General features: G+C 54.2%; 15 protein-coding genes, 1 pseudogene and 1 other annotated feature. Of the genes and pseudogenes, 9 read left to right on the top strand and 7 right to left on the bottom strand.

The window, feature by feature from the left end:
* Window positions 1–120 precede the first annotated feature (120 nt).
* The 4 genes and pseudogenes from APU02_RS08675 to APU02_RS08665 form a co-directional block, all read right to left on the bottom strand.
* Entirely contained in the window at window positions 121–1,479 is a 1,359-nt protein-coding gene (locus APU02_RS08675; protein ID WP_042284225.1) for an APC family permease, read from the bottom strand.
* Window positions 1,469–1,531, bottom strand: coding sequence for a membrane protein YoeI (yoeI, locus tag APU02_RS26155; protein ID WP_099433339.1), 63 nt, complete (start codon window positions 1,529–1,531; stop codon window positions 1,469–1,471). The genes APU02_RS08675 and yoeI overlap by 11 nt, the downstream gene beginning before the upstream one ends.
* A gap of 161 nt (window positions 1,532–1,692) precedes the next feature.
* Window positions 1,693–2,677: pseudogene (locus APU02_RS08670) on the bottom strand (LysR substrate-binding domain-containing protein).
* Window positions 2,678–2,723: 46 nt separating this feature from the next.
* Window positions 2,724–3,548, bottom strand: coding sequence for an SDR family oxidoreductase (locus APU02_RS08665; protein WP_042284230.1), 825 nt, complete (start codon window positions 3,546–3,548; stop codon window positions 2,724–2,726).
* A gap of 162 nt (window positions 3,549–3,710) precedes the next feature.
* Here APU02_RS08665 and hisL point away from each other — a divergent pair, with 162 nt between their 5' ends.
* From hisL to hisIE, 9 genes are all read left to right on the top strand, one after another.
* Window positions 3,711–3,761 carry a his operon leader peptide gene (gene hisL / locus APU02_RS26150; protein ID WP_001364200.1) on the top strand — a complete coding sequence of 17 codons (51 nt, stop codon included), beginning with the start codon at window positions 3,711–3,713 and terminating at the stop codon, window positions 3,759–3,761.
* Window positions 3,737–3,860, top strand: a sequence feature (His leader region). Its footprint overlaps the gene before it by 25 nt.
* A gap of 46 nt (window positions 3,861–3,906) precedes the next feature.
* Entirely contained in the window at window positions 3,907–4,806 is a 900-nt protein-coding gene (hisG, locus tag APU02_RS08660) for an ATP phosphoribosyltransferase (RefSeq protein WP_042284232.1), read from the top strand.
* A 5-nt stretch (window positions 4,807–4,811) separates the two neighbouring features.
* A complete protein-coding gene (gene hisD, locus APU02_RS08655) occupies window positions 4,812–6,116 on the top strand; it encodes a histidinol dehydrogenase (protein ID WP_060569852.1) in 1,305 nt (434 codons plus the stop codon).
* On the top strand, window positions 6,113–7,192 hold the full coding sequence (gene hisC, locus APU02_RS08650; RefSeq protein WP_060569821.1) for a histidinol-phosphate transaminase: 1,080 nt from the start codon (window positions 6,113–6,115) through the stop codon (window positions 7,190–7,192). Before hisD ends, hisC begins: the two co-directional genes overlap by 4 nt.
* On the top strand, window positions 7,189–8,256 hold the full coding sequence (gene hisB / locus APU02_RS08645) for a bifunctional histidinol-phosphatase/imidazoleglycerol-phosphate dehydratase HisB (protein ID WP_060569820.1): 1,068 nt from the start codon (window positions 7,189–7,191) through the stop codon (window positions 8,254–8,256). The genes hisC and hisB overlap by 4 nt, the downstream gene beginning before the upstream one ends.
* Window positions 8,256–8,846: an imidazole glycerol phosphate synthase subunit HisH gene (gene hisH / locus APU02_RS08640; protein ID WP_060569819.1), complete on the top strand. Its 591-nt coding sequence runs from the start codon at window positions 8,256–8,258 to the stop codon at window positions 8,844–8,846. Before hisB ends, hisH begins: the two co-directional genes overlap by 1 nt.
* The gene (hisA, locus tag APU02_RS08635; RefSeq protein ID WP_060569818.1) at window positions 8,846–9,583 is read left to right on the top strand and encodes a 1-(5-phosphoribosyl)-5-[(5-phosphoribosylamino)methylideneamino]imidazole-4-carboxamide isomerase; all 738 of its coding nucleotides are present in this window, start codon (window positions 8,846–8,848) and stop codon (window positions 9,581–9,583) included. Before hisH ends, hisA begins: the two co-directional genes overlap by 1 nt.
* Complete coding sequence (gene hisF, locus APU02_RS08630) at window positions 9,565–10,341, top strand: imidazole glycerol phosphate synthase subunit HisF (RefSeq protein WP_060569817.1); 777 nt, start codon at window positions 9,565–9,567, stop codon at window positions 10,339–10,341. Before hisA ends, hisF begins: the two co-directional genes overlap by 19 nt.
* Window positions 10,335–11,000, top strand: a complete 666-nt coding sequence (hisIE, locus tag APU02_RS08625) for a bifunctional phosphoribosyl-AMP cyclohydrolase/phosphoribosyl-ATP diphosphatase HisIE (RefSeq protein ID WP_060569816.1) — start codon at window positions 10,335–10,337, stop codon at window positions 10,998–11,000. Before hisF ends, hisIE begins: the two co-directional genes overlap by 7 nt.
* A gap of 28 nt (window positions 11,001–11,028) precedes the next feature.
* Here the strand turns inward: hisIE and wzzB are convergent, their stop codons facing one another.
* The 3 genes from wzzB to gndA all read right to left on the bottom strand — a co-directional run bounded on the left by wzzB (window position 11,029) and on the right by gndA (window position 14,954).
* Window positions 11,029–12,006, bottom strand: a complete 978-nt coding sequence (gene wzzB, locus APU02_RS08620) for an LPS O-antigen chain length determinant protein WzzB (protein ID WP_042284258.1) — start codon at window positions 12,004–12,006, stop codon at window positions 11,029–11,031.
* 139 nt (window positions 12,007–12,145) lie between these two features.
* On the bottom strand, window positions 12,146–13,312 hold the full coding sequence (ugd, locus tag APU02_RS08615; protein ID WP_042284261.1) for a UDP-glucose 6-dehydrogenase: 1,167 nt from the start codon (window positions 13,310–13,312) through the stop codon (window positions 12,146–12,148).
* A 235-nt stretch (window positions 13,313–13,547) separates the two neighbouring features.
* Window positions 13,548–14,954, bottom strand: a complete 1,407-nt coding sequence (gene gndA / locus APU02_RS08610; RefSeq protein WP_042284264.1) for an NADP-dependent phosphogluconate dehydrogenase — start codon at window positions 14,952–14,954, stop codon at window positions 13,548–13,550.
* Between the last annotated feature and the right edge of the window lie 76 nt (window positions 14,955–15,030).

Genomic DNA, 15,030 nt, shown 5'->3' with positions numbered 1-15,030 from the left:
GTTCATAACCAATAACCAAATTCTCTAAATTAGAACGAAAGGTTATTAAGCCAGACAGGGAATAAAACGCAGGCATAAAAAAACCGGAGAACAGGTCTCCGGTTTTATTGGATTACACGATTAAGCGATATCTTCGTATTGCGGAACCGGATTGCGGAAGCTTTTAGTCACGCAAGCCAGATACACCAGACCAATGCCGGCCCAGATCAGCCCCAGAACCATCGAGCTTTCTTCCAGGTTGATCCACAGAGCGCCCACGGTCAGCGCGCCGCAGGTCGGCAGAATCAGGTAATTGAAGTGGTCTTTCAGCGTCTTGTTACGTTTTTCGCGGATCCAGAACTGTGAAATCACAGACAGGTTCACAAAGGTAAACGCCACCAGCGCGCCGAAGTTGATCAGCGCCGTCGCCGTCACCAGGTCAAAATTGATCGCCAGCAGCGCGATGGCGCCGACCAGCAGCACGTTCCATGCCGGGGTACGCCATTTCGGGTGTACGTAGCCAAAGAAGCGCGTCGGGAACACGCCGTCACGGCCCATGACGTACATCAGACGAGACACGCCCGCGTGTGCCGCCATACCGGAGGCCAGTACGGTTACGCTGGAGAAGATCAGCACGCCCCACTGGAAGGTTTTACCCGCCACGTACAGCATGATTTCCGGCTGAGACGCATCCGGATCCTTGAAGCGGGAGATATCCGGGAAGTACAGCTGCAGGAAGTAAGAGGCGCCAATGAAGATCAGGCCGCCAATCAGCGCGGTCAGGAAGATCGCCTTCGGGATCACGCGCTCTGCGTCTTTGGTCTCTTCAGACAGCGAAGAGATGCCGTCAAAGCCGAGGAACGAGAAGCACAGAATGGTCGCGCCAGTGATCATCGGCACCACGTGCGCGCCTTCAGACCAGAACGGACGTGAGCTTACCAGCGTACCCGCGCCTTCACCGTGGGAAACACCGTAGATAATCAGGCCGACAATCACCGCCACGATGCCCATCTGCAGGATCACGATCAGGGTATTGAAGTTCGCTACCGTTTTGATGCTGCGCAGGTTAGAGATGGTCATAAAGGCCACCAGCGCGACAACAAAGATCCATGACGGTACTGACGGCACCAGCGCTTCGAAATAGATTTTTGCCAACAGGATGTTGATCATCGGCATGAACAGGTAGTCCAGCAGAGATGACCAACCCACCATAAAGCCAACGGTCGGGCTAATGGATTTCTGGGCATAGGTGTACGCCGAGCCAGCGGACGGGAAACGGCGAACCAGTTTACCGTAGCTCAACGCTGTAAAAAGAATCGCGACCAGCGCAAAGGCATACGCCGTTGCCACGTGACCGTCAGTGAGGCCCGAAACGATACCGAATGTATCGAACAGCGTCATCGGCTGCATATAGGCAAGACCCATCATTACAACCGGAATCAACGTAAGGGTTTTACGTAATTCCACGCGAGAGGTGTTTGGAGTAACGTTATGCGACATGGTCATTCCCCTTTACGGCGAATGCCGTCGCGTAAGCAAAAAATTGCCCCATTTTCTGGATTCCTCAGCGACAACAACTGTCGGTTTTTAGTAAATATCTATCCGGTACGAAGCCCGGCCTCTTGGTATGAATGATTGGTTTGATGCAAAAAAATAACCGACGCGTAGTAAAACGTCGGTTAATGTCATTTTTTGCAAGCGGCGCATTGTGCCTTAAATTGAGGCGAAATGACAAGAGAATGAGAGCCTTGTCATAAAAAATTTTTTCTTAACTGCTTGATTTGCTGGACTCGCCGCTTGTGTAAACACCAGCGATAGCACTATTTGCTAAAATCTCATCCCGCCACCAGGCGCTGGCCAGCCCGGCGGTGCGCACATTCCAGCCAACCCACACGGGTTCAGACAGTACCTGCGCGTCCACTTTCTTTTCGATGAGCGCGCCGCTTTCAAGGAATCGCTGGGCCAGATAGCGCGGCAGATAACCGCAACCCAGGCCGCTGATTTGCAGCTCCAGTTTGGTTTTAAAATCGAAAACGGTTATCGCGTCCTGATCGTCCAGTAGCTGCGTTGCCGTTGAACAGGCGGGATGTGCGCCGTCACCAACCACAATTGCCCGGTGGCGTCTGATGGTGCCGCGGCTCAACGGTTCGCTTTCTTCCGAAAGCGGATGATGAGGCGCAACCGCGAAAACGTGTTCCAGATCGCCAAGACGCGTATAGCCAAATTCGCTGGATGGCGGCGGTTGATGCATGGCGCCGACAATAATATCCGCCCGTCCCTGGGTCAGCGCATCCCACGAGCCGCCCAGCACCCCGTTAACAAATTTCAGCCGCGTGACGCTGTGATGTTGATAAAATAACTCGATCAGCGGGGCGAGCAGGGAAAACGGAAAAGTGTCGTCAACGCCAATGATCAGCTCATTTTCCCAGCCTTCGTGCAGTTTCACCGCCTGTTTTTCCAGCTCCCGCACGGTATGCAGCACTTCACGCCCTTTTTCCAGCAGCATCTGTCCGGTGCGGGTGAAGCGGGCGCGATGGCCGCTGCGATCGAGGATCTGAATATTCAGGTCGCTTTCGAGGCGGTGAACGGTATAGCTGAGCGCCGACGGCGTCTTATATAACCGCGCCGACGCTGCGGCAAAACTGCCCTCTTTTTCCAGCGCATCAAGAATGATCAGCACGTCCAGCAGTGGTTTCATACACGCCCCCTTGCGATGGATGGCAAAAGACCGCTGGCGATATGCATTACTCCATCGGCATCAGCAGCGGGTCGGGATACTGATATTCAAATCCTAGCTCATTGCAGATCCGGCTACCGTCAATAATTTTGCCTTTACCGTTGTCCGGCGAGTCCAGGAATTGCGGCGGCTCGGTGCCCAGCAGTCGCGCCATTTGCGGATAAAACACTTTTCGAGCAGGGTGGACGGGGGCACAGATATTATAGATGTGCCCCCCTTTCGGCGCCTGAAGCAGAAGCGTGATGGCGGCAATGACATCTTCAAGATGGACGAGATTGACGCCGTGTTCGCCATTTGGCGCGGTTTTTCCGGCAAAGAAACGCCCCGGATGCCGCCCGGGTCCGACCAGCCCCGCCAGGCGCAGAATATCCACTGAGGTGCCCGGCAGATGATGCAGCCAGTCCTCCAGCTCCTTCAATACTCGCCCGCTGGCTGTGACCGGATGACGCGGCGTGTTTTCTTTCACCGTGCCCGATGTATCGCCATACACCGAGGTCGAACTGGTAAAGATAATGCGCGGAATGCGCCAGGCCAGCGCGCTGTCGACCAGTTCCTGCATTGCCTGTAAATAGAATTCTTCTCCAGGACCGCTACGACGAGCCGGTAACGTGATCACCAGCGCGTCGACGTCCATCAGCGCCTCCAGATCGTCCGCCTCGCAGACCAGCTCGGGCTCCAGACGCAGTGGATACCCTTCAATACCGCTCATTCTGGCCGCTTCCACCCCATCCAGGGTGGTTTTGCTCCCCTTCACCTGCCAGCCTCTGGCCGTCAGCGACATTGCCAGCGGCATTCCCAACCATCCTAAACCGACAATTGCGACCTTTTTCATCCGTTTTCTCCTGACTCCGGCACTATTTATATAAGGCTACGCCTGCGTATTCAGACTGACAATTCATACTATAAATAGGAATGTAAAAAAGCGCTTGCTTTATCACGCCAAAGTGGTTTAGGTTAAAAGACATCAAATGAATAAGCATTCATCGAGAATTTTATGACACGCGTTCAATTTAAACACCACCATCATCACCATCATCCTGACTAGTCTTTCAGGCGATGTGTGCTGGGAGACATTCAGATCTTCCAGTGGTGCATGAACGCATGAGAAAGCCCCCGGAAGATCATCTTCCGGGGGCTTTTTTTTGGCGCGCGTTTCAGACCGGTTCAGACAGGATAAAGAGGAAATAAGAATGTTAGATAACACCCGTTTACGCATAGCTATTCAGAAATCAGGCCGTTTGAGTGATGATTCACGCGAACTGCTGGCACGCTGCGGCATTAAAATTAACTTACACACCCAGCGTCTGATTGCGATGGCCGAGAATATGCCGATCGATATTCTGCGCGTGCGTGACGACGATATCCCAGGTCTGGTGATGGATGGCGTGGTCGATCTTGGCATTATTGGCGAGAACGTGCTGGAAGAGGAACTGCTCAACCGCCGCGCTCAGGGTGAGGATCCGCGTTACTTTACTCTCCGTCGCCTCGACTTTGGCGGCTGCCGCCTTTCCCTGGCGACCCCGGTTGACGAAGCCTGGGACGGCCCGGCCGCTCTCGACGGTAAACGCATCGCCACCTCTTACCCGCACCTGCTGAAGCGTTATCTCGACCAGAAAGGCGTCTCCTTTAAATCCTGTCTGTTAAACGGTTCTGTGGAAGTCGCGCCGCGCGCGGGCCTCGCCGATGCCATTTGCGACCTGGTCTCTACCGGCGCCACGCTGGAAGCTAACGGACTGCGCGAAGTGGAAGTCATTTACCGCTCAAAAGCCTGCCTGATCCAACGCGACGGCGACATGGCCGACGCCAAACAGCAGTTAATCGACAAGCTGCTCACCCGTATTCAGGGCGTGATTCAGGCACGCGAATCGAAATACATCATGATGCACGCGCCAAGCGAACGCCTGGAAGAAGTGATCGCCCTGCTGCCAGGCGCAGAGCGCCCAACGATTCTGCCGCTGGCGGGCGACCAGCAGCGCGTGGCTATGCACATGGTCAGCAGCGAAACGCTGTTCTGGGAAACCATGGAAAAACTGAAAGCGCTTGGCGCCAGTTCGATCCTGGTGCTGCCGATTGAGAAGATGATGGAGTGATGGCCATGAGCTTTAGCACAATCATTGACTGGAACGCATGCAGCGTTGAAGAACAGCGTAACCTACTGATGCGCCCGGCGATCTCCGCGTCGGACAGTATTACCCGCACCGTGAGCGAGATCCTGGATAACGTAAAGGCGCGCGGTGACGCTGCCCTGCGTGAATACAGCGCGAAATTTGATAAAACCGACGTTGGCGCGCTGAACGTGTCCGCTGATGAAATTGCCGCTGCCGGCGCCCGCCTGGGCGACGATTTAAAACAGGCGATGGCAGTCGCGGTGAAAAATATTGAGACGTTCCACACAGCACAGCAACTGCAGACCGTGGATGTGGAAACCCAACCCGGCGTACGTTGCCAGCAGGTCACGCGCCCGGTCGCCTCAGTCGGCTTATATATTCCGGGCGGGTCCGCGCCGCTGTTTTCAACCGTACTGATGCTGGCAACGCCGGCGCGCATTGCGGGCTGCAAAAAAGTGGTGCTCTGCTCGCCGCCGCCGATCGCCGACGAAATTCTGTATGCGGCGCAATTGTGTGGAGTGCAGGAAATATTCAACGTCGGCGGCGCGCAGGCCATTGCCGCGCTGGCGTTTGGCAGCGAGTCGGTGCCAAAGGTGGATAAAATTTTCGGTCCGGGTAATGCGTTTGTCACGGAAGCGAAGCGGCAGGTCAGCCAGCGTCTGGATGGCGCGGCGATCGATATGCCTGCCGGTCCGTCTGAAGTGCTGGTGATTGCCGACAGCGGCGCGACGCCGGATTTTGCCGCCTCCGACCTGCTTTCGCAGGCGGAACACGGCCCGGATTCACAGGTGATTTTACTGACCCCGGACGCAGACATCGCCAGACGCGTTGCCGATGCGGTAGAACGCCAGTTGGCGGAACTGCCGCGCGCGGAAACCGCACGCCAGGCGCTCAGCGCCAGCCGCCTGATTGTCACCCGCGATCTGGCCCAGTGTGTCGAGATTTCGAATCAGTATGGTCCGGAGCACCTTATCGTACAGACACGTAACGCCCGCGATCTGGTGGATGATATCACCAGCGCCGGTTCGGTTTTCCTTGGCGACTGGTCGCCAGAGTCAGCCGGGGATTACGCTTCCGGCACCAATCACGTGCTGCCGACCTACGGTTATACCGCGACCTGTTCCAGCCTTGGACTGGCGGATTTTCAGAAGCGTATGACGGTGCAGGAGCTGTCGAAAGCGGGCTTTTCCGCTCTGGCGTCCACCATCGAAACGCTGGCGGCGGCAGAACGCCTGACCGCTCATAAAAATGCCGTCACCCTGCGCGTCAACGCCCTTAAGGAGCAAGCATGAGCACTGAAAACCGTTTTAGCGTCAGCGAGTTAGCCCGTGATAATGTCCGCAATCTTACGCCGTATCAGTCTGCCCGTCGCCTGGGTGGCAACGGTGATGTCTGGTTAAATGCCAACGAATTCCCGACGGCAGTCGAGTTTCAACTGACGCAGCAAACGCTCAACCGCTATCCGGAATGCCAGCCCAAAGCGGTGATTGAAAACTACGCCCAGTACGCGGGTGTTAAGCCAGAACAGGTGCTGGTTAGCCGCGGGGCGGACGAAGGCATTGAACTGTTAATCCGCGCCTTCTGCGAGCCGGGTAAAGACGCGATACTATACTGTCCGCCGACCTACGGCATGTATAGCGTCAGCGCGGAGACAATCGGCGTCGAATGCCGTACCGTACCGTCGCTTGCCGACTGGCAGCTGGATATGCAGGGCATTTCGGACAAGCTCGACGGTGTTAAAGTGGTTTACGTGTGCAGCCCAAATAATCCGACCGGCCAGTTGATCCATCCGCAGGACTTGCGCACGCTGCTGGAACTGACGCGTGGCAAAGCGATTGTCGTCGCCGACGAAGCCTATATTGAGTTTTGCCCACAGGCGACGCTGGCAGGCTGGCTGTCTGAGTACCCTCACCTTGTCATTCTGCGCACCCTGTCGAAAGCGTTCGCGCTGGCCGGGCTGCGCTGCGGCTTTACGCTGGCCAATGAAGAGGTCATCAACCTGCTGTTGAAAGTGATCGCCCCGTACCCGCTTTCAACGCCGGTCGCCGACATTGCCGCTCAGGCGCTTAGTCCGCAGGGAATAAACGCGATGCGCGAGCGCGTGGCGCAGATTCTGCTGGAGCGTCAGTACCTGATTAATGCCCTGCGCGATATCGCCTGCGTGGAGCAGGTGTTCGATTCGCAAACCAACTATATTCTCGCGCGATTTACGGCCTCCAGCCGCGTATTTAAATCTTTGTGGGATCAGGGCATTATCTTACGAGACCAGAACAAACAACCTTCATTAAGCGGCTGTCTGCGCATTACGGTTGGAACACCGGAAGAAAGCCAGCGCGTCATTGACGCTTTACGTGCGGAGCAAGTATGAGCCAGAAGTATCTCTTTATCGATCGTGACGGAACCCTGATCACCGAACCGCCCAGCGATTTTCAGGTGGATCGCTTCGACAAACTGGCCTTTGAGCCAGAGGTGGTGCCGGTCCTGCTGAAACTGCAAAAAGCGGGCTATACGCTGGTGATGATCACCAACCAGGACGGTCTGGGAACCCAGAGTTTCCCTCAGGCCGACTTCGAGGGTCCACATAACCTGATGATGCAGATTTTCACCTCGCAGGGCGTGCAGTTTGACGAAGTGCTGATTTGTCCGCATCTGCCCGCCGACGCGTGCGACTGCCGGAAGCCGAAAACCCGGCTGGTTGAGCGTTATCTTGCCAGTCAGGCAATGGACAGCGCCAACAGCTATGTTATCGGCGACCGGGAAACCGATCTTCAGCTTGCCGACAACATGGGCATTCGCGGCTTACGCTACAACCGGGAAACCCTGAACTGGGCCATGATCGGTGAGCAGTTGACGAAACGCGACCGTTACGCCCACGTGGAACGTAAGACCAAAGAGACGCAGATTGATGTGAAGGTGTGGCTGGATCGTGAAGGCGACAGCAAAATCAACACCGGCGTCGGCTTTTTCGACCACATGCTGGACCAGATCGCCACCCACGGTGGTTTTCGCATGGAGATAATGGTCAAGGGCGATCTCTATATTGACGATCACCACACCGTTGAAGACACCGGCCTGGCGTTGGGCGAAGCATTAAAGCTGGCGCTCGGCGACAAGCGCGGGATCTGCCGTTTTGGTTTTGTCCTGCCGATGGATGAATGCCTGGCACGCTGCGCGCTGGATATTTCCGGGCGTCCGCACCTGGAATATAAAGCTGAATTCGCTTATCAGCGCGTGGGGGATCTGAGCACCGAGATGATTGAACACTTCTTCCGCTCGCTCTCTTACACCATGGGCGTGACGTTGCACCTGAAAACCAAGGGCAAAAACGACCATCATCGTGTGGAAAGCCTGTTTAAAGCCTTTGGCCGCACGCTGCGCCAGGCTATCCGCGTGGAAGGTGATACGCTCCCCTCCTCCAAAGGAGTGTTGTGATGAACGTAGTGATTCTGGATACCGGCTGCGCCAACCTCCATTCGGTGAAATCTGCCGTGGCGCGGCATGGATACAACCCGCAGGTCAGCCGCGACCCGGACGTGGTACTGATGGCGGACAAACTGTTTTTGCCCGGCGTCGGCACAGCGCAGGCGGCGATGGACCAGCTGCGCGAGCGCGAACTTATCGATCTGATCAAAGCCTGTACGCAACCGGTGTTGGGCATATGCCTGGGGATGCAAATTCTGGGACGTCGCAGCGACGAGACACAGGGTGTGGATCTGCTGGGAATTATTGAGCAGGACGTGCCGAAAATGACCGATTTCGGACTGCCGCTGCCGCATATGGGCTGGAATAGGGTTTATCCGCAGGCCGGAAACCGGCTGTTTCAGGGGATTGAGGACGGCGCGTACTTTTACTTCGTGCACAGCTATGCCATGCCGGTGAACCCGTGGACTATCGCACAGTGCAATTACGGCGAACCGTTTACCGCCGCGGTGCAAAAAGACAACTTCTACGGCGTACAATTTCACCCTGAGCGTTCGGGTGCCGCAGGCGCGCAATTACTGAAAAACTTCCTGGAGATGTGATGATTATTCCGGCATTAGATTTAATCGACGGCACCGTGGTACGTCTCCACCAAGGCGACTACGCAAAACAGCGCGACTATGGCAACGATCCCTTACCGCGTTTGCAGGATTACGCGGCGCAGGGCGCGGAGGTACTGCACCTGGTTGACTTAACCGGGGCGAAAGATCCGGCAAAACGCCAGATCCCGCTGATCAAAACGCTGGTGGCGGGCGTTAACGTTCCCGTCCAGGTTGGCGGCGGTGTGCGCAGCGAAGAAGACGTTGCCGCCCTGCTGGCGGCGGGGGTCGCCCGCGTAGTGGTCGGCTCAACCGCAGTGAAGTCACCGGAGGTGGTGAAAGGCTGGTTTGAGCGCTTTGGCGCGGACGCGCTGGTGCTGGCGCTCGACGTGCGTATTGATGACGCAGGCAATAAGCAGGTGGCGGTCAGCGGCTGGCAGGAAGATTCCGGCGTTTCGCTGGAAGAGCTGGTTGAAACTTATCTGCCCGTCGGCCTGAAGCACGTGCTGTGCACCGATATTTCTCGTGACGGCACGCTGGCAGGGTCTAACGTCTCGTTATACCGTGAAGTGTGCGCAAAATATCCGCAGGTGGCGTTTCAGTCCTCTGGGGGAATTGGCGGCATTGAAGACGTGGCCGCCCTGCGCGGCACCGGTGTCAGCGGCGTGATTGTTGGACGCGCGCTGCTGGAAGGGAAATTTACCGTGAAGGAGGCTATCCAATGCTGGCAAAACGCATAATCCCGTGCCTCGACGTTCGTGATGGCCAGGTAGTGAAAGGCGTGCAGTTCCGCAACCATGAAATCATCGGCGACATTGTACCGCTGGCGAAGCGTTATGCGGACGAAGGCGCCGACGAACTGGTGTTCTATGATATCACAGCCTCCAGCGACGGACGCGTTGTCGACAAAAGCTGGGTGACGCGCGTCGCGGAAGTGATCGACATTCCTTTTTGCGTGGCGGGTGGGATTAAATCGGCGGAAGACGCCGCGCAGATCCTCTCCTTTGGCGCAGACAAAATATCCATCAACTCCCCTGCGCTGGCGGACCCGACGCTGATTACCCGCCTGGCGGATCGTTTTGGCGTACAGTGCACCGTGGTCGGCATTGATACCTGGTACGACGCCGAAACCGGTAAATATCACGTGAATCAGTATACCGGCGATGAAAGCCGTACCCGCGTTACCCAGTGGGAAACGTTGGATTGGGTGCAGGAGGTGCAAAGGCGCGGCGCCGGTGAAATCGTCCTGAATATGATGAACCAGGACGGTGTACGTAACGGCTACGACCTCGAGCAGCTGAAAAAAGTGCGCGACGTCTGTCATGTCCCGCTGATTGCCTCCGGCGGCGCCGGCACCATGGAGCACTTCCTTGAGGCCTTCCGTGACGCGGACGTCGATGGGGCGCTGGCCGCCTCCGTCTTTCACAAACAAATTATCAATATTGGTGAGTTAAAAACGTACCTGGCAACACAGGGCGTGGAGATCAGGATATGTTAACAGAGCAACAGCGCCGCGAGCTGGACTGGGAAAAAACCAACGGACTTATGCCGGTGGTCGTACAGCACGCGGTATCCGGCGAAGTGTTGATGCTGGGCTATATGAACCCGGAAGCGCTGGATAAAACCCTTGAGACCGGCAACGTGACCTTTTATTCACGCACGAAACAGCGGCTGTGGACCAAAGGTGAAACCTCCGGCCATTTTCTGAAGGTGGTGAGCATCGCGCCTGACTGCGACAACGATACCCTGTTGGCGCTGGTTAACCCGATTGGTCCAACCTGCCATAAAGGCACCAGCAGTTGCTTTGGCGAAGCCAGCCACCAGTGGCTGTTCCTGTATCAACTTGAACAGCTGTTAGCCGGGCGTAAAACTGCCGATCCGGCCAGTTCCTACACGGCAAAACTGTACGCCAGCGGCACTAAGCGTATTGCGCAGAAAGTCGGCGAAGAAGGCGTTGAAACAGCGCTTGCCGCCACGGTGCATGATCGCGATGAGTTGACCAACGAGGCTTCTGATCTGATGTACCACCTGCTGGTGCTGTTGCAGGATCAGGAACTGAACCTGACGACGGTGATCGAAAACCTGCGTAAGCGTCATCAGGAAACTTCATATGTAAAAAACCGGGCGCAAAGCCCGGTTTTGTATTTACTGGCCTGAGAAGTTGCCCCCTCCGGCAAAATCACGTTTACTGCGCTTTCGGCTTATAGTTACGCAGCGCGTTCCGTCCAAGCACCACACCCGCGCCAATCATACCGCCCAGCAGCACCGCCAGCACCAGGGTGATGGCTTTTTTCGGGCTGTCACGGCGAATCGGCAGCGTCGGTTTCATCACGTAGCGATAGGCGTGAACACTGTCCGGTTCGATTTTCAGCGCTTTCACCGCCAGCAGATTCTGGCGCGTCTGGTAGTAACCATCCGAAAGGGCTAACGGCCGGGTCGCTTCGTTCTGCACCATTGAGGAAAGCGCGTCGCTGCCCAGCATAAACATCGTATCCTGCGAAACCTGATCGGCCTGCTGAACCTGCGGCAATTTGATGTTCGCTTCTTTGGCGACGGACAGCGCCTGGCTTATCTGCGCGATACGCAACGCTTTTTGCTCCTGGGCGACTTTTTCCTGCGCTTCAAGCGATTGTTCAAAGTCTGAAGTGCGGGTAGTGATGCTTTTCGCCAGGTCCGCGTTGACTTCTTTGGAGACTGTTTCATCTACCTGCTGAATATATTCCGCCAGCGTTTTCTGCGCATCTTCCGCAGTCGGCGCCTGATACGACACTTTCAGCGGTAGCGGCTGACCTTTCACAGAGGCGTCAATGGTGAGCTTTTCGGGTTTTTCCTGATTTTCCAGTGTTTCAGATAAAGCAGAAAATGCCGAATTAAAACGACCAATCATGTTTGACTGCAGTTCATTAATCCGTGGTGCGTTGCCGCCGTACAGCACGTTCATCGCATTAGAGTAGGTCGCTAACTGGCCCGCATCAGGTTGGGTGATGATGGCAGTCGACGTCCACTTCTCTTTCGCCACGGCCAGATAACCGACAGCCAGTAAGATAGCGATAATGACACAAGCAAAGATAGTGACTTTACCGCGCCATAACTGCACAACTAAATCAATTAAATCAATCTGTTCCGGTTCGTTATTGCGACCGGTGAGGTTGTTATTTTCCACTTATATCAATACCCTGAATAGGAAAAGACTTATGGTGGTACAGTGTAACGATAAAATGCCGGGATGCTATAAGAAATTTGATAAAAAACGTAATTTTACGAGGCTTTATGAGGGATTCCTTTCCCTGGTTACAAATCCTTTAATCACTGCCAAACAGATCGCGGGTGTAGACTTTTTCTACTACATCCTTTAATTCTTCAGCCATACGGTTAGAGATAATGACATCCGTTCGCTGCTTAAACCGGGTTAAATCGCGTTCTATGCGCGAATTAAAAAAGGTGTCCTCTTTTATCACCGGTTCATAAATGACCACTTCCACCCCTTTCGCTTTAATGCGCTTCATGATCCCCTGGATGGAAGAGGCGCGGAAGTTGTCCGATCCGCTTTTCATGATCAAGCGATAGATGCCCACGACTTTTGGCTTTCTGGCCAAAATAGCGTCGGCGATAAAGTCCTTTCTCGTTCTGTTAGCATCGACAATCGCGGAGATAATATTGTTGGGAACGGACTGGTAGTTCGCCAGGAGCTGCTTGGTATCTTTTGGCAGACAGTAACCCCCATAGCCAAACGACGGGTTGTTATAGTGATTACCAATTCGCGGGTCCAGACATACGCCTTCGATGATCTGACGCGTGTTCAGTCCCAGACTTTCGGCATAGCTATCCAGTTCATTAAAATACGCAACCCGCATGGCCAGATAGGTATTAGCAAAAAGCTTGATCGCTTCCGCTTCCGTGGAGTCGGTGAACAAGGTCGGGATATCTTGCTTAACGGCGCCTTCCTGAAGAAGCGCTGCAAAGCGCTCGGCCCGTTCGGAGCGCTCGCCGATCACGATTCGGGAAGGATGCAGGTTGTCATAAAGCGCCTTCCCTTCTCGCAGGAATTCCGGTGAGAAAATGATATTTTGGGTGTTGAACTTCTTGCTCATCGAGGCGGTAAAGCCTACCGGAACGGTAGATTTTATAACCATTACCGCATCGGGATTGATTTCAAGAACATCCTGAATGACAGATTCAACGCTGGTGGTATTGAAGTAGTTCGTTTTAGGATCGTAATCTGTCGGCGTGGCGATGATAACGTAATCCGCGTTTTTATAGGCTTCATTTTTATCTAATGTCGCCTTAAAGTTAATTTTTTCAGACTGCAAAAATTGCTGTATTTCTTTATCGACAATCGGAGATATCCGATCATTTAACATTTCTATCCGGGAAGGAACGATGTCTAACGCAATAACATCATGATGCTGTGCGATAAGCAGACCGTTGGACAGGCCAACATATCCGGTACCGGAAATGGTGATTTTCATTTCATGCTCTCAGAATTAACTTATAATGATGTCATGACTAGTTGTAGCCCTGACGCGTTATTATTGTTTTAGCGTCCGAACGAATAGAGTGTCAACGAAGCCTGGCACAATTAAGATTTTCTTTATCAGACTAAAGCAATAATATTAAGTTAATATGAAGCAACAGAAATAAAGCAATAAGAATTCGGATAAAAAAAACCCGGTTAAAAAACCGGGCTTTGTAAGCTAAAAGGAATTAATCCAACCATTCGGTGTGGAAAACGCCTTCTTTATCAGTACGCTTATAGGTATGTGCGCCAAAGTAGTCACGCTGCGCCTGGATCAGGTTAGCAGGCAGGACTTCCGCACGGTAACTGTCGTAGTAAGCGACTGCCGCAGAGAACGTAGGTACAGGGATACCGTTCTGCACCGCGTAAGCCACGACGTCACGCAGTGCCTGCTGATATTCATCCGCAATGTTTTTGAAGTACGGATCCAGCAACAGGTTGGCGATACCGGCATTTTGCGCGTAGGCATCGGTGATCTTCTGCAGGAACTGCGCACGAATGATGCAACCCGCACGGAAAATCTTCGCGATTTCACCGTAGTTGAGATCCCAGTTGTACTCATCAGACGCAGCGCGCAGTTGTGAAAAGCCCTGAGCATAAGAAACGATTTTACCGAGGTACAGCGCGCGGCGCACTTTCTCGATAAATTCCGCTTTATCCCCTGCCGGCTGCGCTTTCGGCCCCGTTAATACTTTTGAAGCAGCAACGCGCTGCTCTTTTAGCGAAGAGATATAACGCGCAAAGACCGATTCGGTGATCAAGGACAGCGGTTCGCCGAGATCCAGCGAACTCTGGCTGGTCCATTTACCGGTACCTTTGTTGGCCGCTTCATCCAGGATGACATCAACAAGGTATTTACCGTCTTCATCTTTTTTGGTGAAGATGTCTTTGGTGATGTCGATCAGGTAGCTGCTCAGTTCACCGTTGTTCCATTCCGTAAAGGTGCTGGCCAGCTCTTCATTGCTGAGATTCAGACCCCCCTTCAGCAGTGAATAGGCTTCAGCAATCAGTTGCATATCGCCGTATTCAATACCGTTATGGACCATCTTCACATAGTGGCCTGCGCCGTCAGCACCGATATAGGTTACACAAGGTTCGCCATCTTCCGCTACTGCAGCGATTTTCGTCAGAATCGGGGCAACCAGTTCGTACGCTTCTTTCTGGCCGCCAGGCATGATAGATGGCCCTTTCAACGCGCCCTCTTCACCGCCGGAGACACCGGTACCGATAAAGTTAAACCCTTCTGCGGACAGTTCGCGGTTACGGCGAATGGTGTCCTGGAAGAAAGTGTTACCGCCGTCAATGATGATGTCGCCCTTATCAAGATAAGGTTTCAGCGAATCGATGGCTGCATCCGTGCCCGCACCAGCTTTCACCATTAACAGGATGCGACGAGGCGTTTCAAGGGATTCAACGAACTCTTTCACCGTGTAATAAGGCACCAGTTTCTTACCGGGATTTTCGGCAATCACTTCTTCGGTCTTTTCACGGGAGCGGTTGAAAACAGAGACGGTATAACCACGGCTCTCGATGTTGAGCGCCAGGTTGCGCCCCATCACTGCCATACCGACGACGCCGATCTGTTGCTTGGACATTACATACTCCTGTCAGGGGTGGTACTGCGATACATTATCGCAGATCAATATTGGTATCATGTTAACTCAGAATACA

The organism is Citrobacter sp. 50677481 (genome assembly GCF_001463265.1).
Lineage (GTDB): Bacteria > Pseudomonadota > Gammaproteobacteria > Enterobacterales > Enterobacteriaceae > Citrobacter_A > Citrobacter_A sedlakii.
The sequence above is the reverse complement of the archived record's forward strand: the minus strand, read 5'-3'. Positions and strand labels throughout refer to the sequence as shown.